The 22,784-nt window shown below is 59.8% G+C and carries 24 protein-coding genes; 12 read left to right on the top strand and 12 right to left on the bottom strand.

Going from position 1 to position 22,784, the window contains the following annotated elements; genetic code table 11:
- The first annotated feature begins 1 nt into the window (after position 1).
- The 3 genes from argC (at position 2) to bfr (ending at position 2,036) form a co-directional block, all read left to right on the top strand.
- Entirely contained in the window at positions 2 to 934 is a 933-nt protein-coding gene (argC, locus tag ACZ0AI_RS00545; RefSeq protein ID WP_463564090.1) for an N-acetyl-gamma-glutamyl-phosphate reductase, read from the top strand.
- A gap of 209 nt (positions 935 to 1,143) precedes the next feature.
- Positions 1,144 to 1,362: a bacterioferritin-associated ferredoxin gene (locus ACZ0AI_RS00540; RefSeq protein ID WP_463564089.1), complete on the top strand. Its 219-nt coding sequence runs from the start codon at positions 1,144 to 1,146 to the stop codon at positions 1,360 to 1,362.
- A 203-nt stretch (positions 1,363 to 1,565) separates the two neighbouring features.
- Positions 1,566 to 2,036, top strand: a complete 471-nt coding sequence (gene bfr / locus ACZ0AI_RS00535; RefSeq protein ID WP_225839401.1) for a bacterioferritin — start codon at positions 1,566 to 1,568, stop codon at positions 2,034 to 2,036.
- A gap of 200 nt (positions 2,037 to 2,236) precedes the next feature.
- On the opposite strand, the gene fpr is transcribed toward bfr, so the two are convergent.
- Positions 2,237 to 3,016, bottom strand: coding sequence for a ferredoxin-NADP reductase (gene fpr / locus ACZ0AI_RS00530; RefSeq protein WP_463564088.1), 780 nt, complete (start codon positions 3,014 to 3,016; stop codon positions 2,237 to 2,239).
- A gap of 120 nt (positions 3,017 to 3,136) precedes the next feature.
- On the opposite strand from fpr, the gene ACZ0AI_RS00525 reads away from it, so the two are divergent.
- Positions 3,137 to 4,063: a LysR family transcriptional regulator gene (locus ACZ0AI_RS00525; RefSeq protein WP_463564087.1), complete on the top strand. Its 927-nt coding sequence runs from the start codon at positions 3,137 to 3,139 to the stop codon at positions 4,061 to 4,063.
- Positions 4,064 to 4,073: 10 nt separating this feature from the next.
- On the opposite strand, the gene ACZ0AI_RS00520 is transcribed toward ACZ0AI_RS00525, so the two are convergent.
- Both ACZ0AI_RS00520 and erdR read right to left on the bottom strand, forming a co-directional pair.
- Positions 4,074 to 4,445, bottom strand: coding sequence for a diacylglycerol kinase (locus ACZ0AI_RS00520; RefSeq protein WP_463566029.1), 372 nt, complete (start codon positions 4,443 to 4,445; stop codon positions 4,074 to 4,076).
- Positions 4,446 to 4,525: 80 nt separating this feature from the next.
- Positions 4,526 to 5,176: a response regulator transcription factor ErdR gene (erdR, locus tag ACZ0AI_RS00515; protein ID WP_463564086.1), complete on the bottom strand. Its 651-nt coding sequence runs from the start codon at positions 5,174 to 5,176 to the stop codon at positions 4,526 to 4,528.
- Positions 5,177 to 5,328: 152 nt separating this feature from the next.
- Between erdR and ACZ0AI_RS00510 the strand changes: the two genes are divergently transcribed.
- Positions 5,329 to 6,261, top strand: a complete 933-nt coding sequence (locus ACZ0AI_RS00510) for a DMT family transporter (protein ID WP_463566206.1) — start codon at positions 5,329 to 5,331, stop codon at positions 6,259 to 6,261.
- On the opposite strand, the gene ACZ0AI_RS00505 is transcribed toward ACZ0AI_RS00510, so the two are convergent.
- Positions 6,245 to 6,955 carry a tRNA-uridine aminocarboxypropyltransferase gene (locus ACZ0AI_RS00505; protein WP_463564085.1) on the bottom strand — a complete coding sequence of 237 codons (711 nt, stop codon included), beginning with the start codon at positions 6,953 to 6,955 and terminating at the stop codon, positions 6,245 to 6,247. The genes ACZ0AI_RS00510 and ACZ0AI_RS00505 overlap by 17 nt on opposite strands.
- A 249-nt stretch (positions 6,956 to 7,204) precedes the next feature.
- On the opposite strand from ACZ0AI_RS00505, the gene ACZ0AI_RS00500 reads away from it, so the two are divergent.
- Together ACZ0AI_RS00500 and ACZ0AI_RS00495 are read left to right on the top strand one after the other, a co-directional pair.
- Entirely contained in the window at positions 7,205 to 7,606 is a 402-nt protein-coding gene (locus ACZ0AI_RS00500; RefSeq protein ID WP_463564084.1) for a quorum-sensing-regulated virulence factor family protein, read from the top strand.
- A 77-nt stretch (positions 7,607 to 7,683) separates the two neighbouring features.
- On the top strand, positions 7,684 to 8,757 hold the full coding sequence (locus ACZ0AI_RS00495) for an LOG family protein (protein ID WP_463564083.1): 1,074 nt from the start codon (positions 7,684 to 7,686) through the stop codon (positions 8,755 to 8,757).
- Positions 8,758 to 8,999: 242 nt separating this feature from the next.
- Here the strand turns inward: ACZ0AI_RS00495 and recX are convergent, their stop codons facing one another.
- The 3 genes from recX to ACZ0AI_RS00480 form a co-directional block, all read right to left on the bottom strand.
- Positions 9,000 to 9,467, bottom strand: a complete 468-nt coding sequence (recX, locus tag ACZ0AI_RS00490) for a recombination regulator RecX (protein ID WP_463564082.1) — start codon at positions 9,465 to 9,467, stop codon at positions 9,000 to 9,002.
- Between the two features lie 9 nt (positions 9,468 to 9,476).
- A complete protein-coding gene (recA, locus tag ACZ0AI_RS00485) occupies positions 9,477 to 10,523 on the bottom strand; it encodes a recombinase RecA (RefSeq protein ID WP_463564081.1) in 1,047 nt (348 codons plus the stop codon).
- Positions 10,524 to 10,606: 83 nt separating this feature from the next.
- Complete coding sequence (locus ACZ0AI_RS00480) at positions 10,607 to 11,119, bottom strand: CinA family protein (RefSeq protein ID WP_463564080.1); 513 nt, start codon at positions 11,117 to 11,119, stop codon at positions 10,607 to 10,609.
- Between the two features lie 78 nt (positions 11,120 to 11,197).
- Here ACZ0AI_RS00480 and mutS point away from each other — a divergent pair, with 78 nt between their 5' ends.
- Together mutS and fdxA are read left to right on the top strand one after the other, a co-directional pair.
- Positions 11,198 to 13,771 (top strand): DNA mismatch repair protein MutS, encoded by a 2,574-nt coding sequence (mutS, locus tag ACZ0AI_RS00475; RefSeq protein ID WP_463564079.1) that lies wholly within the window; start codon positions 11,198 to 11,200, stop codon positions 13,769 to 13,771.
- Between the two features lie 143 nt (positions 13,772 to 13,914).
- Positions 13,915 to 14,238 carry a ferredoxin FdxA gene (gene fdxA / locus ACZ0AI_RS00470; protein WP_042552052.1) on the top strand — a complete coding sequence of 108 codons (324 nt, stop codon included), beginning with the start codon at positions 13,915 to 13,917 and terminating at the stop codon, positions 14,236 to 14,238.
- Between the two features lie 599 nt (positions 14,239 to 14,837).
- Here the strand turns inward: fdxA and ACZ0AI_RS00465 are convergent.
- From ACZ0AI_RS00465 to ACZ0AI_RS00455, 3 genes are all read right to left on the bottom strand, one after another.
- Positions 14,838 to 15,194: a PilZ domain-containing protein gene (locus tag ACZ0AI_RS00465; RefSeq protein WP_463564078.1), complete on the bottom strand. Its 357-nt coding sequence runs from the start codon at positions 15,192 to 15,194 to the stop codon at positions 14,838 to 14,840.
- Positions 15,195 to 15,255: 61 nt separating this feature from the next.
- The gene (locus ACZ0AI_RS00460; RefSeq protein ID WP_463564077.1) at positions 15,256 to 15,678 is read right to left on the bottom strand and encodes a DUF4124 domain-containing protein; all 423 of its coding nucleotides are present in this window, start codon (positions 15,676 to 15,678) and stop codon (positions 15,256 to 15,258) included.
- 33 nt (positions 15,679 to 15,711) lie between these two features.
- On the bottom strand, positions 15,712 to 16,089 hold the full coding sequence (locus tag ACZ0AI_RS00455) for a tetratricopeptide repeat protein (protein ID WP_463564076.1): 378 nt from the start codon (positions 16,087 to 16,089) through the stop codon (positions 15,712 to 15,714).
- A gap of 189 nt (positions 16,090 to 16,278) precedes the next feature.
- Here ACZ0AI_RS00455 and ACZ0AI_RS00450 point away from each other — a divergent pair, with 189 nt between their 5' ends.
- On the top strand, positions 16,279 to 17,214 hold the full coding sequence (locus ACZ0AI_RS00450) for a universal stress protein (RefSeq protein WP_463564075.1): 936 nt from the start codon (positions 16,279 to 16,281) through the stop codon (positions 17,212 to 17,214).
- A 55-nt stretch (positions 17,215 to 17,269) separates the two neighbouring features.
- A complete protein-coding gene (gene pyk / locus ACZ0AI_RS00445; protein WP_463564074.1) occupies positions 17,270 to 18,721 on the top strand; it encodes a pyruvate kinase in 1,452 nt (483 codons plus the stop codon).
- Positions 18,722 to 18,795: 74 nt separating this feature from the next.
- Here pyk and ACZ0AI_RS00440 read toward each other — a convergent pair whose 3' ends face one another.
- Both ACZ0AI_RS00440 and ACZ0AI_RS00435 read right to left on the bottom strand, forming a co-directional pair.
- The gene (locus ACZ0AI_RS00440; RefSeq protein ID WP_463564073.1) at positions 18,796 to 19,734 is read right to left on the bottom strand and encodes an iron-sulfur-binding ferredoxin reductase; all 939 of its coding nucleotides are present in this window, start codon (positions 19,732 to 19,734) and stop codon (positions 18,796 to 18,798) included.
- A complete protein-coding gene (locus tag ACZ0AI_RS00435; protein ID WP_463564072.1) occupies positions 19,727 to 20,854 on the bottom strand; it encodes a GGDEF domain-containing protein in 1,128 nt (375 codons plus the stop codon). Before ACZ0AI_RS00435 ends, ACZ0AI_RS00440 begins: the two co-directional genes overlap by 8 nt.
- 223 nt (positions 20,855 to 21,077) lie before the next feature.
- Between ACZ0AI_RS00435 and ACZ0AI_RS00430 the strand changes: the two genes are divergently transcribed.
- On the top strand, positions 21,078 to 22,601 hold the full coding sequence (locus ACZ0AI_RS00430) for a fumarate hydratase (RefSeq protein ID WP_463564071.1): 1,524 nt from the start codon (positions 21,078 to 21,080) through the stop codon (positions 22,599 to 22,601).
- Positions 22,602 to 22,784: the final 183 nt, after the last annotated feature.

Genomic DNA, 22,784 nt, shown 5'->3' with positions numbered 1-22,784 from the left:
CATGAAAAAATATCAGATCTTCATCGATGGACAGGCCGGCACCACGGGCCTGCAGATTCGTCAGCGGCTGGCCAACCACCCGCAGATCGAAGTGGTCACCATCGACCACGACAAACGTCGTGACGTAGAGGCCAAGCTCGAGCTGATGCGTTCGGTCGACGTGACCGTGCTGTGCCTGCCCGACGATGCGGCTAAAGAAACGGCTGCTCAAGCTCGTGAAGTCGGCTGCAGAGTGCTCGACGCCAGCTCTGCACACCGCACTGCCAATGACTGGGTTTTCGGCATGGCCGAACTGGCCAAGGGCCAACGCGAAGCCATCGCCAAGGCCGCCGCCGTGAGCAACCCGGGCTGCTACGCCACGGGCGCCATCCTGCTGCTGCGCCCGCTCATCGAGGCGGGCCTGCTGGGCTCGGATCGCGAGCTGTGCATCAACGCCGTATCCGGCTACACCGGTGGCGGCACCAAGATGGTCGAACGCTATGAGCAGGAAGGTGCGCCGGTCTACGCGGCCTACGGCCTGGGCTTCGATCACAAGCACATTCCGGAGATCCAGCACTGGAGCGGCCTGAACGCACGCCCGATCTTCCAGCCAGCGGTCGGCAGCTACGACCAGGGCATGCTGGTGATGATCCCCCTGCAAAGCAGCAACGGCGCAGAGCTGCAAAAAGCCCTGAGCGATTATTACCAGGGTGAGCAGTTCGTGCAGGTTCTGCCCTACAACGAGATCCCTGCCGACTCGGCGCCGTTCATCACCCCCCACGGCCTGAACGGCAGCAATCGCGCCGAGCTGCAGGTGTACGGTGCGAGCAGCGGCAAACAGGCCCTGCTGGTAGCCAAGCTCGATAACCTGGGTAAAGGCGCCTCGGGTGCTGCGGTGCAGAACCTCAACATCATGCTGGGCCTGGATGAAGGGCTGTGCACTCAGATCGATTGATCCCTGCCCTAACCAGAAAAAACCGGCTTATAAGCCGGTTTTTTTGATCGTTGTTTAGCGGGCCAGAGGCCAGGAAAGCGAATAGCGAGCAACCACTCATCGAAAGTTACACGACTGTGCCAATCAATAGTCGGTTTATCTTTGACACGCATTCTCATTAACATTAGTATCCTTCGCCATCAGTCTCAGCCAAACGACGGGCCAAGCCTATGTACGTCTGCCTCTGCGAAGGTGTCACCGACGGTCAGATCCGCGAAGCAATCTACGAAGGTTGCTGCAGCTACCGTGAAGTCCGTGAAACGTTGGGCGTTGCCAGTCAGTGCGGCAAATGTGCCTGCCTCGCCAAGCAGGTTGTGCGCGAAACATTGGGCGAAGTACAGCAAAGCCAGGTAGCCATGGCTTACCCAGGAAATTTTATTGCCGCCTAAATTAAGCGCTTTCCAAGAACCGGATCTAGCATCCGGTTTTTTTATGCCCAAAATTCAATGAGTTAGCGCCAAGACGCACAACTTAAACACTCTCATTTATATTTATTTTCACTTATATTTCAATAACTTACGTTTGACAGCAGTATTTAGCAAGCCCAGAATTCGCCATCGGTTATCTATTTCCAGGCAGGACGGGCTCTCCCATGAAAGGCGACAAGACAGTTATCCAGCATTTGAACAAGATCCTCGGCAACGAGTTGGTCGCGATCAACCAGTACTTTCTGCACGCCCGCATGTATGAAGACTGGGGCCTGACCAAGCTGGGCAAGCACGAGTACCACGAGTCCATCGACGAGATGAAACACGCGGACAAGCTCATCAAACGCATCCTGTTCCTGGAAGGTCTGCCGAATCTGCAAGACCTGGGCAAGATCCTGATTGGCGAGAACACCCAGGAAATGCTCGAATGCGACCTGAAGATCGAGCACAAGGCGCACATCGATCTGAAAGCAGCCATCGCCTACTGCGAAAGTGTTGGCGACTACGCCAGCCGTGAACTGCTCGAAGACATCCTCGAATCCGAGGAAGAGCATATCGACTGGCTCGAAACCCAACTCAGCCTTATCAAGGCCGTTGGCTTGCAGAACTACCTGCAGTCGCAGATGGAAGAGTAACTGGGAGCAGCTGCGCGTCGGCCCTGCTGCGTTGAAAACAAGCTCGAAATGCTCATGTACATAAGTACACTCCGCTTTCTCGCTTGTTTTCGCCTTGCATGGCTCTAGCTCGCAAGCTCCCAATCCGCCGCGCCTTTTGCGGATTTAGTTGCGAGAATAAAAAACGGGAGCCTAGGCTCCCGTTTTTTCATCACTGATGCTTACTTCTCGACGAAGGCGCGTTCGATCAGATAATCACCTGGCTCACGCATACGCGCGGAGATCTTCAGACCGAAGCTGTCGAGTACTTCGCTGGTCTCGTCAAGCATGCTCGGGCTGCCACAGATCATCGCGCGGTCGTCCTGCGGGTTGATCGGCGGCAGGCCGATGTCCGCGAACAGTTTGCCGCTGCGCATCAGGTCAGTCAGACGACCCTGATTCTCGAACGCCTCGCGGGTCACCGTCGGGTAATAGATCAGTTTTTCCTTCAGCGCATCACCGAAGAATTCGTTCTGCGGCAGGTGATCGGTGATGAACTCACGGTAAGCTACTTCGTTAACGTAGCGCACACCGTGAACCAGAATCACTTTCTCGAAACGCTCGTAGGTTTCCGGATCCTGAATCACGCTCATGAAGGGCGCCAGGCCAGTACCGGTGCTGAGCAGATACAGATGCTTGCCCGGGTTGAGGTCATCGAGAACCAGGGTGCCGGTGGGCTTTTTGCTGATGATGACTTCGTCACCTTCCTTGAGGTGCTGCAATTGCGAGGTCAGCGGGCCGTCTGGCACCTTGATGCTGAAGAACTCCAGATGCTCTTCCCAGTTCGGGCTGGCAATGGAGTAGGCGCGCATGAGCGGGCGGCCGCTTTCTTGCTGCAGACCAATCATCACGAACTGGCCATTCTCGAAGCGCAGGCCCGGATCGCGGGTACACTTGAAGCTGAACAGCGTGTCATTCCAGTGGTGAACACTGAGAACGCGTTCGTGGTTCATGTTGCTCATGTACGGGCTCCTAAAAACTTCAGACGCGCTGATTCTTAAGCGCAATTGCGCGGCATTCTAATCCCGCCCACAATATCTGTTAAATGAATTATCAAGATATAGGTTATCGGTTATATAGATATGCGATTTACTCTTCGTCAACTTCAAGTGTTTGTCGCCGTCGCCCAGCAGGAGAGCGTATCCAGAGCCGCTACCCTCCTCGCCCTATCCCAATCGGCCGCCAGCACCTCAATCACCGAGCTGGAGCGGCAATCAAGCTGCCAGTTATTCGACCGTGCCGGCAAGCGCCTGAGCCTAAACGCCCTTGGGCGCCAGCTACTGCCACAGGCAGTCGCATTATTGGATCAATCCAAAGAGATCGAGGATCTGCTCAACGGCAAATCAGGCTTTGGCTCCCTGGCCGTGGGCGCAACCCTGACCATCGGCAATTACCTGGCCACTCTGCTGATCGGCGGTTTCATGAAGGTGCACCCCGAAAGCCAGGTGAAACTCCACGTACAGAACACGGCCAATATCGTACAGCAGGTGGCTCATTACGAAATTGACCTGGGTCTAATCGAAGGCGACTGCAATCACCCGGATATCGAGGTGCAGAGCTGGGTGGAAGATGAGCTGGTGGTATTCTGTGCTCCTCAGCATCCTCTCGCGCAGCGAGGTCACGCCAGTATCAGAGAACTGAGCAGTGAGGCCTGGATTCTTCGCGAACAGGGTTCCGGCACTCGCCTGACATTTGACCAAGCCATGCGTCACCACTCCGACGCCCTGAACATTCGCCTGGAGTTGGAACACACCGAAGCGATCAAGCGCGCAGTGGAGTCCGGCCTGGGTATCAGCTGCATCTCACGCCTGGCACTGCGTGATGCATTCCGCCGCGGCAGCCTGGTAGCCGTGGAAACACCGGATCTGGATCTGCGCCGGCAGTTCTATTTCATCTGGCATAGGCAGAAATACCAGACAGCCGCCATGCGCGAATTTCTGGACATGTGCCGGGCACTGACCGCAGGCATTCGCCGTAGTGACGAGATCGTGCTACCCGAAGTGCGTTAGCCGAGGCGCGCTAGCCCAGCAGAATCAAGCCCCAGACACTGGCAATCAGCGTCAACGAGACCATTTGTGCGGCACTGCCCATGTCCTTGGCAGTTTTGGACAAGGGGTGCAGGTCGAGGGAAATACGGTCGATGGCTGCCTCAACAGCAGAGTTGAGCAATTCGACGATCAGCGCCAACAGGCAGACGGCAACCATCAAGGCGCGCTCGCCACGGCTGACATCGAGCAGCAGCGCCAGCGGGATCAACACGACGTTGAGCAAGACCAACTGGCGGAACGCCGCTTCACCGACGAATGCGGCCCGCAGGCCATCCAGCGAATAACCAGCAGCATTGAGGACGCGCTTGAACCCGGTTTGTCCTTTGAATGGTGACATAGACAGCGAACCGCGACAGGAGAAGGCCGGCAGATTACGCCAGAGCCCAAGAAAAATCCCGTCTATTCGGTTGCCAAACGCCACCATCAGGCGGCCGGCACAGACTCCAGCTGCTGCAGCAGCAGTGCCGCCTGGGTGCGCGTACGCACGCCGAGCTTACGAAAAATAGCGGTGACGTGGGCTTTCACAGTGGCCTCGGAAACGCTCAGTTCATAGGCGATCTGTTTGTTCAGCAGCCCTTCGCAGACCATGGTCAACACGCGGAACTGCTGCGGTGTAAGGCTGGCCAGGCCGGCACTGGCGGCCTTCACCTCGGCAGACAGGCTAATGGCTTCCTCGCTCAGCGGTGGCCACCAAACCTCACCGTCGAGCACCTGGCGCACAGCCTGCTGGATCACTTCCAGTGGGCTGGACTTGGGGATAAAACCACTGGCACCGAACTCACGAGCGCGCACTACGACGGCGGCCTCTTCCTGGGCAGAAATCATCACCACGGGAATCTGCGGGTATTGCCCACGCAGCAACACCAGCCCGGAAAATCCGTAGGCTCCGGGCATATTGAGATCGAGCAGCACAAGATCCCAATCGGTTTTCTCGGTCAGTCGAGTTTCCAGCTCGGCGATACTGGCCACTTCAACCAGTCGCACGCCAGCCCCGAGGCCCATTGTCAGGGCCTGCTGCAGCGCGCTGCGAAACAGTGGGTGATCATCAGCTATCAGGATTTCGTAAGCGACCATGGCAGATCCTGTTCTTTTTATCGGCAGAACGTACGGCGGACTCCATGCCCAACGGCGGCGTACGACATCCGCCAGAATGCCCAGCGCGGACAAGGTGGTCAAGCGCGGCGCTTTACGGCTAAGTCTGCGCCCTTCTTGCCAGGAGCCCGATGATGGCCAACCAAGCGCTACGCGCCGACCTGCTAATGTTGCTGACTGCCATGATCTGGGGCTCGTCATTTGTCGCCCAGCGCCTGGGGATGGATGCCATAGGTCCATTTCTCTACAGCGGACTACGCTTTGCCCTGGCCATCATCGTGCTGTTGCCGCTCATCATGCTGCTACGCCGGCACGGTACAAAACCTGCCTCGCCATTGAGCCGCCCGCTACTGCTCGGCGGCAGTTTGATGGGCGCTGTGCTGGCATTGGGCATTAACCTGCAGCAGGTCGGTCTGTTATTCACCAGCGTCACTAACTCGGGTTTTATCACCGGTTTGTACGTGATCGTGGTGCCACTGCTTGGCCTGCTGCTGGGCCACAAGACCGGAATGGGCATCTGGCTGGGCGCCTCGCTGGCGGTAGTCGGCATGTTCCTGCTGAGCGTTGGTGAAGGCTTCCAGGTCGCCTCCGGTGACTGGCTCCAGCTGGCTGGCGCCTTCGTCTGGGGCGTGCATGTGCTGCTCGTGGGTGTCTTCGCCACACGCCACGATGCGCTGCTGCTGGCCCTGGTGCAATTCGTCACCTGCGCACTCATCAGCTTGGCGCTGGCCTTGGTCTTGGTCTTGGTCTTGGTCTTGGTCTTGGTCTTGGTCTTCGAGGATTTGCCGAGTGCCAACATTGTTCAGGCCCTGCCAGCGATTCTCTACGGCGGCATATTCGGCGTAGCGGTGGGATTTACCTTGCAAGTGGTGGCTCAAAAACACGCCATTGCTTCCCACGCTGCGATCATCCTTTCCCTAGAAGCGGTGTTCGCAGCCATCGCCGGCGCCCTGTTGCTGGGCGAATCCTTGTCAGCACGCGGCTATTTCGGCTGCGCCCTGATGTTCGGCGGCATGCTACTCGCGCAGCTGTGGCGAAAACCCGCGGTTGTTATAGATAGGCCTTGAGGCGCTGGTGCAGCTCACTTTCCAGGTTCACAGCGCGCGGCGCATTGGAAGCCAGGTAATGCTCACTGAACACGTCGAAGTAAGCATTCAACGCAGCGGCGGCTTGATCATCGCCAGCCAGTTCCAGGCACAACGCCGCGACTTCAGCGGTGCAGAGGTGATCATCGCGCGTGGAACGTCGCAGCCGATACCGTGACAGCGCCTCAGGTTGCAAACTGAGCACCGGCAATTGATCCAGGTAAGGGCTCTTGCGAAACATCTTGCGCGCCTGTGTCCAGGTCGCGTCGAGCATCACGAATAGTGGCCGCTTGCCCGTGCCCACCTCCACGGAGGTCACTACACGCTCAGCCTCGGCATATTCGCCGGGAAATACCAGGTAAGGCTGCCACTGGGGTTCACCCAGCAACGCGGGTAGCAGCGGATCGACCTCGGTACGCGACCAGCCGAAGGCCGAGGTATCCGCGACCACATCGGCGATCAGCCAACCGGTGTTGCTTGGCTTCAACGCCTCGACGTCATGCATCAACAGACACACCCCGGCATTCGCCGATACCTGCGGGCGCCAGGCACACAGGCAATGAGTACGCGCCAGCCGGCAGTCCGGGCAGCGCTCGGCTCGCGACCCTCTAGCCAGGAACGGTTTGACGCTACGCGCCAGGCGTGCGGCGCGCAGTACGGCAACAGCGTGGCTCATGAGCGTGCACCCGGACGGGCAGAGAAAATCGGATCGAAGACAGAAAAGGACATGGCCGTCTGGAGTCGCGTAACGAAGGGCGCGTAGTCTATCAATTGCGTTGTTAAAAATGCCCCATTGCCCCTGCTAATCTCCAAGCAACAGCCGGGCTTGGTAACATCCATCCCTTGCCCGTCGATACGCTTTCTTAAAGCGAACATAAAGAGACGAGCCGGGTCTATTACCGCTTACCGTCTTCAGGAGTCAGTCATGCAGCGTTTCGCCCTTTCCGCCCTACTCGTCAGCCTTCTCGTTCCGACGGCGCATGCTGCTTCGCTAAAAGGCTATGAGCTGACGCAAACGCTGGAAAAAGTAGCGCGCGAAAGCAGTGTCGGTACACCACGCGCCATCAACGAAGATATCCTCGATCAGGGCTACACGGTCGAAGGCAACGAATTGATCAATCACCTGAGCGTTCGCCCAGGGCACGCCTCGCAGATGCGTGGCAACCCCGATACCGTACGTGCGCAGTTAGCCAATAGCGTGTGTAGCAACCCGGGCTTCCGCAAGCTGCTGGCCAGCGGTGCGGTACTGCGTTACGAGTTCAGTGAGATCCAGAGCAATCGCCCCGTCACAACTGAACGGTTCGGCAAGGCCGATTGCCGGCTGTAAGCCAAGCGCACAACGAGACGGCTTGAAACCCTCCGGCGCAGTTGACCAGAGGGTGCTGACGCAAAAGGAGAAGCGCAATGGATGATCACGCGAACGCCCATCTTTCCCGTCACCTGCAAACCACCGGCACCGCGTTGGCGGACAGCCTCGATGAGCTGGCCGCCCAAATAACGCCAGCGGATAGCCCCAACCTCGCGCTGTACCGGGAGATGCTCGCCACTGTGGCACGCATGGCCCAAGCCGACCGCAACCGCTGGGACGCCAAGATCATGTCGCAGACCCTGCGCGAGATGGAGCGTGCCTTTAGTGTGCTGGAGCGCTTCCGGCATCGCCGCAAGGTCACCGTGTTCGGCTCTGCCCGCACCCAGCCCGGCCACCCGGTTTACGCGCTGGCGAGAGACCTGGGCGCGACCCTGGCCCGCCACGACCTGATGATCATCACCGGCGCAGGCGGCGGCATCATGGCCGCGGCGCACGAGGGTGCCGGCCGTGACAACAGCCTGGGCTTCAATATCACCCTGCCCTTCGAACAATCGGCAAACGCGACCATGCAAGGCAGCGACAACTTGCTGTCGTTTCACTTCTTCTTTCTACGCAAACTGTTCTTTGTCAAGGAAGCCGACGCTCTGGTGCTCTGCCCAGGCGGCTTCGGCACCCTCGACGAGGCACTGGAAGTCATCACCCTGATCCAGACAGGCAAAAGCCCCCTGGTACCGGTGATTCTGCTCGACGAGCCCGGTGGCACGTTCTGGCAGGGATTGCTCGACTACATCCAGCAGAACCTCGACAGCAACGGCTACATCCTCGCTAGCGACATGAACCTGATGCACCTGGTTCACGACGTCGATGAGGCAGCCGAGGCAATCGACCGTTTCTATGCCAACTTCCACTCCAGTCGCTGGCTGAAACATCAGTTCGTGATCCGCATGCAGCACCCGCTGACCGATCAAGCCCTCGAACACCTCAACCTGCACTTCAGCGATCTATGCAAAAACGGCGATATCCAGCAGCAGCTCAGTGGTAGCGCAGAAACGGACGGGCCTCAACTACGCGATATGCCAAGACTGGCGTTCGCGTTCAGCGGTCGTAGCGCCGGGCGGCTGCGTGAATTGCTCGATGTGATCAACCTGCCCCGGAATTGGCTGGCCTGAGCGCAAGCAGGCTCAGAGCCTTCTGTTCGTCATCTTTTCGACGAATTTTCCGCTGCAATCGCCAGAGAGTGGCGGTAGCGAGCATGAATTGGTGGGCTGAAGCGGATCGCCGCCCGGCCCACCCAGCAGCGGGTGCGCACAGGTAGGGTGGGCTTCAGCCCACCAATTAGAGTATTCAAAAGAGCAATTGGATGGTTCCCACGCGAAATCCGAGCACCGCTGCCTGCCAATGGAGAGCGTTGTCAGTCGTCATCCAGTGAACCGCGCATCAGTTGCCCGACCAGATCCATTGGGTATCCGCGGTAAACCAGAAAGCGCATCTGTTTAGCCCGCTCCCGGGCATCGGACGGTAACTGCCCGGCAAACTTGCGTTGCCAGGTTTGCTGCAGGCCATCGCGCCAGTCGATGCCGCTGTCGCGCAGCGCCTGTTCGATATCCGCACGGGCAAGCCCGCGCTGGGAGAGATCGTCACGAATGCGCTGCGGGCCAAAGCCCGAGCGCGCCCGATAACTGATGAAGCTTTCCAGATAACGCGCTTCGCAGAGCAGCCCTTCTTCGCTCAAGCGATCGAGGGCAGCCTCGATATGCTCATCGCTGGCGCCGCGCTGTCGCAGTTTACGCGACAGCTCGATCCGCCCATGTTCGCGGCGCGCCAGTAGATCCATGGCGGTATGGCGCACCGCTTGCACGTTATCCAGAATCACGGCCACGAACTGGAATCAGAGGTCGACTTCGGCGCCGACGACTTCAGCACCCGAATTGGCTTTTACCGAGGGGCTGACGACAAGCAGCTTCTCGCGGATCAGGCCTTCGATGGCACGGCCTATTTCCGGATTATCTTCCAGGTACTTCGCGGCATTCGCTTTGCCCTGACCGATCTTATTGCCCTGGTAGCTGTACCAGGCACCGGCTTTCTCGACGAAACCGTGCTGCACACCCAGGTCGATGACCTCGCCATTGCGATAGATGCCCTTGCCGTAGAGAATCTGGAACTCGGCCTGACGGAATGGCGGTGCTACTTTGTTCTTCACCACTTTGACGCGAGTTTCGCTGCCGACTACCTCGTCACCTTCCTTCACCGCGCCGGTACGGCGGATGTCGAGGCGCACCGAGGCATAGAACTTCAGCGCGTTACCACCGGTAGTGGTTTCCGGGCTGCCGAACATCACGCCGATCTTCATGCGGATCTGGTTGATGAAAATCACCAAGCAGTTGGCGTTCTTGATGTTGCCGGTGATCTTGCGCAGCGCCTGAGACATAAGACGAGCCTGCAGGCCGACGTGCATGTCGCCCATCTCACCTTCGATTTCAGCCTTGGGTACCAGTGCGGCCACGGAGTCGACGATGATCACGTCAACAGCGTTGGAGCGCACCAGCATGTCGGTGATTTCCAGCGCCTGCTCGCCGGTGTCTGGCTGCGAAACAAGCAAGTCATCGACATTGACGCCCAGCTTGCCAGCGTAATCCGGGTCCAGCGCATGCTCAGCATCGACGAACGCACAGGTAGCACCCATGCGCTGCGCTTCGGCAATCACCGAAAGAGTCAGCGTGGTTTTACCCGAGGATTCAGGGCCGTAGATTTCGACGATTCGACCTTTCGGCAAACCGCCAATACCCAGCGCGATGTCAAGGCCCAGGGAGCCGGTGGAAATGGCTGGAATCGCCTGACGATCATGATCGCCCATACGCATCACTGCGCCCTTGCCAAACTGCTTCTCGATCTGGCCCAGTGCAGCCGACAAAGCGCGCTTCTTGTTCTCGTCCATTACATTCCTCACGTGATCAGAAGGGCCTGACGGCCAATAACTGTATAAGTAGCCAGTATTATTCCACAGGGTTCGTCACTCGCCTACCCCGCTGATGGATTTTCTTGTGCCAGTAGTCGCATTAGTCCCAGCAAGGCTGCTTCCACGGTTTGCGCGCGCACGGCGTCACGGGAGCCGGGGAACTGGAAACACCTGGTGAACACCTGCTCACCATCGCCCCAGGCAATCCAAACGGTGCCGACCGGTTTCTCCGCGCTGCCACCACCGGGCCCGGCCACACCACTGACCGCCGTGGCATAACGCGCCCCACTGTTCGCCTTAGCGCCACGCACCATAGCCTCGACCACTTCACGGCTGACCGCACCTACGCTGCTGAATAGCGCTTCGGGCACGCCCAACTGGCGGGTTTTCTGGGTGTTGGAGTAAGTGACGAAGCCAGCTTCGAACCAGGCCGAGCTGCCGGCGATACGGGTGATGGCTTCGGCAATACCGCCGCCCGTGCAGGACTCGGCAGTGGTGACCTGAGCACCACACGCCAAGAGCGCCTCACCAAGCCGGGCGGCGATTTTGGTCAGGGGCTGATCATCGAAATTCATCTGCGCTCCGGGGTTAAAGGCGGTGGGGTCGATACCGTACACTAGGCGCTTTTGCTAAACAGCCGGACACTCGACACGATGAGCCAAAGCGACCTCAGTTCCCACACGCCGATGATGCAGCAATATTGGAGGCTGAAGAATCAGCACCCCGATCAGCTGATGTTCTATCGGATGGGCGATTTCTACGAAATCTTCTACGAGGACGCGAAGAAAGCCGCCAAGCTTCTGGACATCACCCTGACCGCCCGCGGCCAGTCCGCCGGCCAGGCGATTCCGATGTGCGGCATTCCTTACCACGCCGCCGAGGGCTACTTGGCCAAGCTGGTCAAGCTGGGTGAGTCGGTGGTCATCTGCGAGCAGATCGGTGATCCGGCTACCAGCAAGGGCCCGGTGGAACGCCAGGTGGTGCGCATCATCACCCCAGGCACCGTCAGCGACGAGGCATTGCTCGACGAGCACCGTGACAACCTGCTGGCCGCCGTGCTCGGTGACGAGCGCTTGTTCGGCCTGGCCGTGCTGGACATCACCAGCGGGCGCTTCAGCGTGATGGAAATCCGCGGCTGGGAAAACCTGCTGGCCGAAATCGAGCGCCTCAACCCTGCCGAGCTGCTGATCCCCGATGATTGGCCCCAAGGCTTGCCGGCGGAGAAACGCCGTGGCTCGCGTCGCCGTGCACCCTGGGATTTCGAGCGTGATACCGCTCAGAAGAGCCTGTGCCAACAGTTCGGCACCCAAGATCTCAAGGGCTTCGGCTGCGAGACGCTGACCCTGGCCATTGGTGCCGCCGGCTGTCTGCTGGCTTATGCCAAAGAGACGCAACGTACCGCCCTGCCGCACCTGCGCAGCCTGCGCCACGAGCGCATCGACGATACGGTGATTCTCGACGGCGCCAGCCGCCGTAACCTGGAACTGGGCATCAACCTGGCCGGTGGCCGCGAAAACACCCTGCAATCGGTCGTCGACCGCAGCCAGACCGCCATGGGCAGCCGCCTGCTCGGCCGCTGGCTGAACCGCCCGCTGCGTGACCGCGCCGTGCTCGAGGCGCGCCAGGAGTCGATCGCCTGCCTGCTGGATCGCTACCGCTTCGAAGCCTTGCAGCCACAGCTCAAGGAAATCGGTGATCTGGAGCGCATTCTGGCCCGTATCGGCCTGCGCAACGCCCGCCCCCGTGACCTGGCGCGCTTGCGCGACGCCCTGTGTGCATTACCGCAGTTGCAGGAGGCAATGACTCAACTGGACTGTGCGCACCTGGCGACCCTGGCAACTGCGATCAGCACTTACCCGGAGCTGGCCGAGCTGCTGTCGCGGGCGATCATCGACAATCCGCCGGCGGTGATCCGTGATGGCGGCGTGTTGAAAACCGGCTACGACGCCGAGCTGGATGACCTGCAGTCGCTGAGCGAGAACGCCGGCCAGTACCTGATGGATCTGGAGGCCCGGGAGAAAGCCCGTACCGGCCTGGCCAACCTCAAGGTCGGCTACAACCGCGTGCACGGCTACTTCATCGAGCTACCGAGCAGACAGGCAGAATCGGCACCGGCCGACTACATCCGCCGCCAGACCCTCAAGGGCGCCGAGCGCTTCATCACCCCGGAGCTCAAGGAGTTCGAGGACAAGGCGCTGTCCGCCAAGAGCCGCGCCCTGGCTCGCGAGAAGCAGCTCTACGAGGAACTCCTGGAGCGCCTGATCGGCCACCTGGGCCCGTTGCAGGATAGCGCTGCGGCACTGGCAGAGCTGGACGTTCTGAGCAACCTGGCCGAACGCGCACTGAATCTGGACCTCAACCGCCCGCGCTTCGTCGAAGAGCCGTGCATGCTGATCGAGCAAGGTCGCCACCCTGTGGTGGAGCAGGTTCTGACCACGCCGTTCGTGGCCAACGACCTGAAACTCGATGATGCCACGCGGATGCTGATCATCACCGGCCCGAACATGGGCGGTAAGTCCACCTACATGCGCCAGACCGCGCTAATCGTGCTGCTCGCCCATATAGGTAGCTTCGTACCAGCCGCGCGCTGCGAACTGTCGATGGTCGACCGTATCTTCACCCGGATCGGCTCCAGCGATGACCTGGCAGGCGGGCGCTCGACCTTCATGGTGGAAATGAGCGAGACCGCCAACATCCTGCACAACGCCAGCGAACGCAGCCTGGTGTTGATGGACGAGGTGGGGCGCGGTACCAGCACCTTCGATGGCCTGTCGCTGGCCTGGGCAGCTGCCGAGCAGTTGGCCAACCTGCGGGCCTACACGCTGTTCGCCACCCACTATTTCGAGCTGACCGTCTTGCCGGAAAGCCAACCGGTGGTCGCCAACGTGCACCTCAATGCAACCGAACACAATGAACGCATCGTCTTCCTGCACCACGTACTGCCTGGCCCGGCCAGCCAGAGTTACGGTCTGGCGGTCGCGCAACTGGCAGGGGTACCGGACACCGTGATCCTACGTGCCCGCGAGCATCTGGCGCGTCTGGAAACTACCAGCCTGCCCCACGACCTGCCGACCAAAGGCATGGGACAAAGCACCGCGCCGATGCAGAGCGATCTGTTCTCCAGCCTGCCGCATCCCGTGCTGGAAGAGCTGCAGAAGGTCAATCCCGACGATCTCAGCCCACGCAAGGCGCTCGAACTGTTATATGCATGGAAAGCGCGAGTCTAACGCCGGAGCCAACAAGCTGTTAGAATCCCGCGCGCTCCGGAAGCGCTGCAGCCTTTAGCCTGGTCTGACAGCCCCAATCCCGAGCCTGAGAGCTGCTGAATCAAGGAGTGGCTCGCTGCCGTAGCCCGAGGAGAGAACTAGAAATGACCTTCGTCGTCACCGACAACTGCATCAAGTGCAAGTACACCGACTGCGTGGAAGTCTGTCCGGTGGACTGCTTCTACGAAGGCCCGAACTTCCTGGTGATCCACCCGGATGAATGCATCGACTGCGCGCTTTGCGAGCCTGAGTGCCCGGCGCAGGCCATCTTCTCCGAAGACGAGATACCGGATGGCATGCAGGAATACATCGAGCTGAACGCCGAACTGGCGGAAGTCTGGCCGAACATCACCGAGCGCAAAGACGCAATGGCCGATGCCGAAGAGTGGGATGGCGTGAAAGACAAGCTGCAGCACCTGGAGCGCTAAGCTTAGGGGTTCGGCAGTGCAGACCGCCGCTAGAGATGCCGCTACCTGAAAGGGTCGCGGCATTTTTTATGGCTCACCATTACGGCGGCGACCATCGCGATATTGCCGCTGAGTTTGGAGAACCTCGCTATAAGCAGGGCGGTGTCAGCGAGCAGGCACTTTTCTGCAGGCGAAAAAAAGGGGCGGTTTTACCCGCCCACTCTTTTGTCCCTACTCCCTTAAACTCCCAAATCATCATCCTGATGAATCGCGTCCCGCGATGTCCTGGTCATTTTCCTTAACGACCTGTGCTTCTCCCTAAGCACGGTTCAGATCTTAACGGCTCTGGTATTAATCACAACGGCACGGCTATTCGAGTAGCGTCCTAGCAAGCATGCCAGTAAAAATAAAAAACACTTCAATATCAATAGTTTAATAAACAAAAAAGCCAAGCCGCCAGATTCCAAGCGGCAAATTGCCACTAATGCTTACAACACGTGTAAGCAAATACTGACACGATTACGGAAAGAAACCGTGATCCGTAGGAATGCTGGCCAACGCAAACTGCAGAGGGCCACATTAATAAAGAAAGGTAATTACAACGAGCACTCAGCAAATCATCAGACCGCCGCAGCGAGCGGGTGGAAGCTGAAGTAATAACGCAGGGCTTCGACCATCTCGAGATAGTCCGCCGGAGGGGCACTGAGGGCGAAGCCTGAATCGAAGCTGCCAGGCGTCACATCTTCACGGCACCAGAGGCAGGTGGCACTGAAGTCGATATGACGAACTGCGTCCTGACTTGGAATCTTCAGACGCATATCGAAGGAGCCACCTACTAGCACAGGCAACTGGCTGATCAGCATCAAACCATCCTGCGAGACATTACCCAAATGACCGATTGGCTTATCGGTATAGGCGTTGAAGACGTTGAGGTAGTACGGCAACTGGTGCCGTTCTATATGGCGGTTGGCATTCATAATGGCTAAGCGCTATGAGTGTCCGACGAGTATGGCGGCAGTCCGCCGAGCTGACTAGCCTTCAATTACACCGCTCGGATAACTGGCTGCGTAGATACGCACGTCCGGCATCCAGCTCTTCGTCACTGTAATAGCGCCGCTCGCCATTCGCAGCGGGCTGATAGTAGCGCCGCCCCTCAGGCATGGAAGCCAGACGATTACGCAACGCTGTGCACTCCTGCACCTTATCGGCCTGCTGCTGCCGTCTTGCTTGCGCGGCCTGGGCCTGTTCTTCACGACGGGCCTGGAAGAAGCGCTCACTGCGTTGCTCTCGCTCCTGAGTAGCAGCATCGCGCTCTACTACCTGTGGGCGGATCTCGATGACCTTGGCATCGGTCGCCTGCGGCTGCTGACCGTAATGCACCTGGCCCTGCTCATCTACCCAGCGATAAACCTGCCCACAGGCAAGAGAGGGCAGTAGCAGAAGACCAATCCAGGCGCGCATCGCGGCAATCCCCGCTCGATCGTATGTTGGCCGTCAAAGCGCTCTAGCAGGCGATACCTTGGCGGGCTCCGGCACGCCATGATGACCGAGCTGACGCAGGGTTTCCAGCCGCGCCCGGGCGCGGAAGGCATATTCGCTGGTGGGATAGCGGCCAATGATGAACTGATATGTCTGCGCCGCATCGATGTACAGATTCTGTCGTTCCAGACACTGGCCTCGCAGCAGGGAAATCTCCGGCTGGATGTAGCTGCGCGAACGACTCACCCGCTCGGCCTGGGACAGGTAGAGCAGCGCATCCTCGCACTCGCCCCGGTCGTAGGCCTGATAGGCCTTGTTCAGATGATGATCGAGCGACATGCGGGTACACCCGCTGACGACCAGCACACAACACAGCAGCAACACAATACGCATGGGTTTCTCCTCCAATGAGCAGCGTATCGGCGGGGCCTGAAAAAACTGAACAGCGGCAACATGCTGCATCGCGTTACCAAGGCCTCAGAACAAGACAAGCGGACTCGATCTTCTACGCTGATTCATGTCAACGCATGCCATCGAGTGATGGTATGCAATGCGGCTTACTTAACCTGCGAGGCCGACGCCATGAAACTCGAAAAACTATTGGTCGTGATCGACGCCAGCCAACTCAGCCATCCCGCACTGGAACGCGCCGCTTGGCTGGCACGCACAACCCAGGCGGGCCTACACATTCTGCTAGTGGAGTACAACGCAGCGCTGGATGGCAGCCTGCTTGAGAATAGCCTGCAAAGCAAAGCCCGTGAGGCGTTGCTGGAGCAGCGCGGCAAATGGCTGGAGGAGCTACTGACTCCGTTACGCGATGAAGGCCTACCACTGCAGCAGGAGGTACGCTGGGGCAAGCGCCTGCACGAAACAGTGCTCGATGTGGCAAACGGTCTGCAGCCGGATCTGGTGCTCAAGTCCGCCGCCCACAACAATCTGTTGCGCCGTCTACTGCTGACCGACAGTTGCTGGCAGTTGATGCGTCACTGCCCGTTCCCGCTGTGGCTGGTTCATCACGCTGACTGGCGCGGGCGCAACCTGTGCACCGCCGTCGATCCGCTACACAAGGACGACAAGCCAGCGGCACTCGATCACCACCTGATCGACACCAGCATGGCGCTCTCCTCCGCACTCGGCATGCATGCCGACGTCGTGCACTGCCATGCGCCACTGCCCCGCACACTGCTCAACAATACCGAGCTGCTGGCCACCTACCAACAGTACCTCAGCGACGATGCAGAGCAGCATCACAAGGCCTTCGACGAACTGATTCACCAGTACGGAATCGCCGCCGAATCGGCCCACCTGCTAGAGGGCGCGCCGGAAAACATGCTGCCGAACTTCGTGCGCAGGCACGAAATCGACCTACTGGTGATGGGGGCCATCGCCCGCGGCCGTCTGGACACCATCCTCATCGGTCACACTGCCGAGCGCCTGCTCGAATCGGTGGACTGTGACCTGCTGGTGGTCAAGCCGTGCAACGAAAATAGGCAGAAGAGTAGTGCAGAGGAACAATGACTACAGCGCTGCGGCGTAGTAGCCTCGCGGTCTGCTTCAATTAAGGAGTCCGCGCATGACCGCTCGCCGCACCAAAATCGTCGCCACCCTCGGCCCCGCCAGCAATTCACCGGAAATGCTGGAACAGTTGATTCTCGCAGGGCTGGATGTCGCTCGTCTGAACTTCTCCCACGGCTCGCCCGAAGATCACAAGGCACGGGCCAAGCTGGTACGTGACATCGCTGCCAAGCACGGTCGCCACGTCGCGCTGCTGGGTGACCTGCAAGGGCCGAAGATCCGTATCGCCAAGTTTGCCAACAAGCGCATTGAGCTGAAGGTCGGTGATCGTTTCACCTTCTCCACCAGCCACCCGCTGACTGACGGCAACCAGGAAGTCGTGGGTATCGACTACCCGGATCTGGTCAAGGATTGCGGCGTAGGTGACGAGTTGCTGCTCGACGATGGCCGTGTGGTCATGCGTATCGAAACCACCACCGCCGACACCCTCAATTGCGTCGTATTGATCGGCGGCCCGCTGTCCGATCACAAAGGCATCAACCGTCGTGGCGGTGGCCTGACCGCGCCAGCCCTGACCGAAAAAGACAAGGCCGACATCAAGCTCGCTGCCGAAATGGATCTGGACTACCTGGCTGTTTCCTTCCCGCGTGATGCGGCGGACATGGAATATGCCCGCCAGCTACGTGACGAGTCCGGCGGCAAGGCCTGGCTGGTCGCCAAGATCGAACGTGCCGAAGCGGTAGCGAACGACGAAACACTGGACGGCCTGATCAAGGCCAGCGACGTAGTGATGGTTGCCCGTGGCGACCTGGGCGTGGAAATCGGCGACGCCGAGCTGGTGGGCATTCAGAAGAAGATCATTCTGCACGCACGCCGCCACAACAAGGCAGTGATCGTGGCGACTCAGATGATGGAGTCGATGATCCAGAACCCGATGCCGACCCGGGCCGAGGTCTCCGACGTAGCCAACGCCGTACTCGACTACACCGATGCGGTCATGCTCTCGGCAGAAAGCGCCGCCGGTGCCTATCCGCTGGAAGCCGTGCAGGCCATGGCACGTATCTGCCTCGGTGCAGAACGCCACCCGACCGGCAAGAGCTCCAGCCACCGTATCGGCAAGAGTTTCGAACGCTGCGACGAAAGCATCGCCCTGGCGGCCATGTACACGGCCAACCACTTCCCGGGCGTGAAGGCCATCATCGCCCTCACCGAAAGTGGTTACACACCGCTGATCATGTCGCGCATCCGCTCCTCGGTGCCGATCTACTCGTTCTCCCCGCACCGCGACACCCAGGCGCGCTCGGCGATGTTCCGTGGCGTGTACACCATCCCCTTCGACCCGGCGGCCCTGCCACCAGGCGAAGTCAGCCAGGCAGCGGTAGACGAGTTGCTCAAGCGCGGCCTCGTCCAGCAAGGCGACTGGGTCATCCTGACCAAGGGTGACAGCTATCACACCATCGGTGGCACCAACGGCATGAAAATCCTGCATGTCGGTGACGCGCTGGTCTGACGATCAGCAGCATCCGCCAAAAGGCCCGCGTTCAATGCGGGCCTTTTCGTTTCTGGCGGACGCAGCGAAGCAGCTCAGGCGTGAGGCAGGAACAGGTCAGAGAACAGCTGGCTGCGCGGCAGGCCGGCGAGATAAAGGCGTCGGGCGATGGCATCCACGGTATCTGGCCCGCCGCAAGCCAACGCGATGGTCTGTCGTGAGCCGGGACGCAGCGCCGCCAGAGCAGCGGGCAGCGCTACCGCCTCGATCAGGTCGAGCTGTATATGAGGATGGAGCTCGACCAGTTCGAGCAACGGATCAGCCAGGTAGTGCTCGGTAGTCGAACGCGCCACATGCATAACCCGGATCGGCCCCTGATGGGATTGGCGCAATGCCTCGCGCAGAATGGCGTACAGCGGTGCGAGACCGGTTCCAGCACCCAGCAGCCAGAGCGGCCGGGTCTGCCAGTCTGGATCGTAGTGCAATGCACCGCCACTCAAGGCGCCAAGGCGTATGAGTTCTCCCACCCTGAACTGCCGGGCTGCATCGCTGAACGCGCCAGGCTGGCGGCAATCCACGTGAAACTCGAGAAAGCTGTCTTCCTGTGGCAAGCTGGCAAACGAATATGGCCGGGCGATACCAGTAGCCGTCCATAGCAACAGATGCTGGCCCGCGCGATAACGCACGGCCTGCTGCGGTAGCAGGCGCAAGCGCAATACATGATCGCTCAACCAGTCGCACGCCTGGATCTGCGCAGGGATGCCATCGCTTCTGGGGTCGAATATCTGTATCTGCAGATCATCGATCACCCGGCACTGACACGCCAGTCGCCACCCCTGCTCCCGACGCGCCTGATCGAGAGCACCAGGCTTCGCATCCAGCGGTTCGCCCACCAGGCAGCGCACCAGGCACGCCTGGCAACTGCCCGCGCGGCAACTGTAGGGCACCGCAATACCGGCACCCAGCAGCGAATCGAGCAGGTTATTTTCAGGATCGACGGTGACGCGTCGCTCACCGACCAACAGTTCAGGCATCCGCCTGTTCCCAGGTCGAGGCGCAGCGATTACGCCCGGTACGCTTGGCGTGATACAGCGCCTGGTCGGCGCGGTGCAGGGCTTCGTCAAGATCGTCTTGCATGGACACCAGGGTCATTCCCACTGACAAACTGAGGTTCTGCACTTTAACACCGATAGGCTCAGCCTCACTGAACGCCACCCGCAGCCGCTCGCAGCAAGACATGAAGGCATCGGTGTCGGTATTGGGAACCAGCAGCACGAACTCCTCTCCGCCGTAACGGGCGATGATGTCACCCTCACGCAGACAAGCAGTCGCCGCCTTTGCAAAAGCCTGCAGCACGCGATCCCCTGCAGCATGGCCGTGCCTGTCGTTGATGACCTTGAAGTGATCGAGGTCGATCAGCGCCAGACCGTGCTGCCCCTTGGGCGATAACCCTTCGAGCTCGAGAGCAGCCATACGCAGAAAATGTCGCCGATTGCACAGCCCGGTGAGTTCATCGGTAGCCACCAGATCTTCCAACTGACGCATCATTCCGCGTAGCGTTTCCTGATGCGCCTGCAACGCGAAACGACGCTGCCGCATACGCTGGCGCATGCTCTGCATATAGGAGGCGAACAGACTCAGCCACAACAACACGAGCCCCAGCGCGCAAACCTGCAAGGTAGCCAGGCCAGGATCGCGCATACGCATCTGGTAGGCGTCATACAGATTGATGAGCACGAAACCTAAGAACGCCAGACCGGCACACCGAAAGAACACCCTCGGCGGCAGCTGGAACAGGCCGAACAGCAACGACATGGGATAGATCAGCAGCAGGCTGCCGCGCCCCTCGTCGAGCATGGCAACCATCGCGGTGATCAACCCCAGAGCGACGAGTACCTGCGCCTCGGTGAGGCTAGGATCGCGAAACAGCAGATTGCGGCTCGATATGAACAATGCGAAGAACAGCAACTGACTGGCAGCAGCAATCACCAACAGCGCTACAACCGTGCCGCCACGCACACTGAAGAGGTCGTGATAATAGGCAATCCCTGCCAGCGCAGCGATCATTAGATAGGTAGCCACAGCCATGCCGAAACGCTTGATCAGCAGATTCTGTAACGTACGTTGGGTCAATCGACGGCTGCTTGGGATCATGGGCTCCATCCCATAGTGGCAACTAGCCGCCACTCTACTCGCGCCTTGAGCAAATGCCTAGCAGGCGTTTATATGCCCCATATGACGGGCGATCAGCGACCTGCGCCGCTACTGTACGGGTGTCCCACCCGTCGACCCCGCGGTATAATGCCGCGCCTTTTAGACGGCCCCGGCCATGTTCCGGTGCCCCATGAAGTTCCTGCCCTATAAAGGAGCGCCCCGCATGACCGTGATCAAGCAAGACGATCTGATCCAGAGCGTCGCCGACGCCCTGCAGTTCATTTCCTATTACCATCCCGTCGACTTCATCCAGGCCATGCACGAGGCCTACCTGCGCGAAGAGTCTCCCGCTGCACGCGACTCCATGGCGCAGATCCTGATCAACTCGCGCATGTGCGCCACCGGCCACCGCCCGATCTGCCAGGACACCGGCATCGTTACCGTGTTCGTGCGCGTGGGCATGGACGTAAGCTGGAACGGCGCCACCATGAGCGTCGACGACATGATCAACGAGGGCGTACGCCGCGCCTACAACCTGCCGGAAAACGTCCTGCGCGCCTCGATCCTGGCCGACCCGGCCGGTGCGCGTAAAAACACCAAGGACAACACCCCGGCGGTCATCCACTACTCCATCGTCCCGGGCAACACCGTGGAAGTGGACGTGGCGGCCAAGGGCGGCGGCTCTGAGAACAAATCGAAGATGGCCATGCTCAACCCGTCCGACTCGATCGTCGACTGGGTGCTCAAGACCGTTCCGACCATGGGCGCCGGCTGGTGCCCGCCGGGCATGCTGGGCATCGGCATCGGCGGTACCGCCGAGAAGGCAGCGGTGATGGCCAAGGAAGTGTTGATGGAATCCATCGACATCCACGAGCTGAAAAAGCGTGGCCCGGCCAACCGTATCGAAGAGATACGCCTGGAGCTGTTCGAGAAGGTCAACCAGTTGGGCATCGGCGCCCAGGGCCTGGGCGGCCTGACCACCGTGCTCGACGTCAAGATCATGGATTACCCGACCCACGCCGCGTCCTTGCCGGTGTGCATGATCCCCAACTGCGCCGCGACCCGCCACGCCCACTTCGTGCTCGACGGTTCGGGCCCGGCGGAGCTGGAAGCACCGGATCTTTCCGCCTACCCGGAAATCGTCTGGGAAGCCGGCCCGTCGGCTCGTCGTGTCGACCTCGACACCCTGACTCCGGAAGACGTGCAGAGCTGGAAGCCGGGTGAAACCATCCTGCTAAACGGCAAAATGCTCACCGGTCGCGACGCCGCGCACAAGCGCATGGTCGAGATGCTCAACAAGGGTGAAGAACTGCCGGTCGATCTGAAAGGCCGCTTCATCTATTACGTTGGCCCGGTCGACCCGATCGGCGACGAAGTGGTTGGCCCTGCCGGCCCGACCACCGCTACGCGGATGGACAAGTTCACCCGTCAGATCCTCGAACAAACCGGTCTGCTGGGCATGATCGGTAAATCCGAACGCGGCCCGACCGCCATCGAGGCGATCAAGGATCACAAGGCCGTTTACCTGATGGCCGTCGGTGGCGCAGCCTATCTGGTGGCTCAGGCGATCAAGAAATCCAAGGTGCTGGCTTTCGCCGAAATGGGTATGGAGGCGATCTACGAGTTCGAGGTCAAGGACATGCCGGTCACCGTTGCGGTCGACAGCAGCGGCGAGTCGGTGCATATAACGGGCCCAGCAATCTGGAACAAGAAGATCGCTGAAAGCCTGGCGGTTGAAGTGCAGTAACGCCGCACCGCGGTGAACAACAGAAGCCCGGCCCAGTGCCGGGCTTCTGCGTTTGGTAATGCCCACCATGCGCTGTACTCATTTAACCCTAGGGTTTTGAGGCGTGACTGATGCCTTTCCCTACACCCGTGCACCCGCTGCTCATATACGCCTGACGATTTCCTTCAATACAGCCACACCGCG

The organism is Pseudomonas sp. AC355 (assembly GCF_979258205.1).
This window is presented reverse-complemented; position numbering and strand designations above follow the sequence as displayed.

Excerpts from the sequence above, each read along its gene's own strand:
- argC (WP_463564090.1), top strand. The coding sequence starts at position 2 with ATGAAAAAATATCAGATCTTCATCGATGGACAGGCCGGCACCACGGGC.
- ACZ0AI_RS00540 (WP_463564089.1), top strand. The coding sequence starts at position 1,144 with ATGTACGTCTGCCTCTGCGAAGGTGTCACCGACGGTCAGATCCGCGAA.
- bfr (WP_225839401.1), top strand. The coding sequence starts at position 1,566 with ATGAAAGGCGACAAGACAGTTATCCAGCATTTGAACAAGATCCTCGGC.
- fpr (WP_463564088.1), bottom strand. The coding sequence starts at position 3,016 with ATGAGCAACATGAACCACGAACGCGTTCTCAGTGTTCACCACTGGAAT.
- ACZ0AI_RS00525 (WP_463564087.1), top strand. The coding sequence starts at position 3,137 with ATGCGATTTACTCTTCGTCAACTTCAAGTGTTTGTCGCCGTCGCCCAG.
- erdR (WP_463564086.1), bottom strand. The coding sequence starts at position 5,176 with ATGGTCGCTTACGAAATCCTGATAGCTGATGATCACCCACTGTTTCGC.
- ACZ0AI_RS00510 (WP_463566206.1), top strand. The coding sequence starts at position 5,329 with ATGGCCAACCAAGCGCTACGCGCCGACCTGCTAATGTTGCTGACTGCC.
- ACZ0AI_RS00505 (WP_463564085.1), bottom strand. The coding sequence starts at position 6,955 with ATGAGCCACGCTGTTGCCGTACTGCGCGCCGCACGCCTGGCGCGTAGC.
- ACZ0AI_RS00500 (WP_463564084.1), top strand. The coding sequence starts at position 7,205 with ATGCAGCGTTTCGCCCTTTCCGCCCTACTCGTCAGCCTTCTCGTTCCG.
- ACZ0AI_RS00495 (WP_463564083.1), top strand. The coding sequence starts at position 7,684 with ATGGATGATCACGCGAACGCCCATCTTTCCCGTCACCTGCAAACCACC.
- recA (WP_463564081.1), bottom strand. The coding sequence starts at position 10,523 with ATGGACGAGAACAAGAAGCGCGCTTTGTCGGCTGCACTGGGCCAGATC.
- ACZ0AI_RS00480 (WP_463564080.1), bottom strand. The coding sequence starts at position 11,119 with ATGAATTTCGATGATCAGCCCCTGACCAAAATCGCCGCCCGGCTTGGT.
- mutS (WP_463564079.1), top strand. The coding sequence starts at position 11,198 with ATGAGCCAAAGCGACCTCAGTTCCCACACGCCGATGATGCAGCAATAT.
- fdxA (WP_042552052.1), top strand. The coding sequence starts at position 13,915 with ATGACCTTCGTCGTCACCGACAACTGCATCAAGTGCAAGTACACCGAC.
- ACZ0AI_RS00465 (WP_463564078.1), bottom strand. The coding sequence starts at position 15,194 with ATGAATGCCAACCGCCATATAGAACGGCACCAGTTGCCGTACTACCTC.
- ACZ0AI_RS00460 (WP_463564077.1), bottom strand. The coding sequence starts at position 15,678 with ATGCGCGCCTGGATTGGTCTTCTGCTACTGCCCTCTCTTGCCTGTGGG.
- ACZ0AI_RS00455 (WP_463564076.1), bottom strand. The coding sequence starts at position 16,089 with ATGCGTATTGTGTTGCTGCTGTGTTGTGTGCTGGTCGTCAGCGGGTGT.
- ACZ0AI_RS00450 (WP_463564075.1), top strand. The coding sequence starts at position 16,279 with ATGAAACTCGAAAAACTATTGGTCGTGATCGACGCCAGCCAACTCAGC.
- pyk (WP_463564074.1), top strand. The coding sequence starts at position 17,270 with ATGACCGCTCGCCGCACCAAAATCGTCGCCACCCTCGGCCCCGCCAGC.
- ACZ0AI_RS00440 (WP_463564073.1), bottom strand. The coding sequence starts at position 19,734 with ATGCCTGAACTGTTGGTCGGTGAGCGACGCGTCACCGTCGATCCTGAA.
- ACZ0AI_RS00435 (WP_463564072.1), bottom strand. The coding sequence starts at position 20,854 with ATGATCCCAAGCAGCCGTCGATTGACCCAACGTACGTTACAGAATCTG.
- ACZ0AI_RS00430 (WP_463564071.1), top strand. The coding sequence starts at position 21,078 with ATGACCGTGATCAAGCAAGACGATCTGATCCAGAGCGTCGCCGACGCC.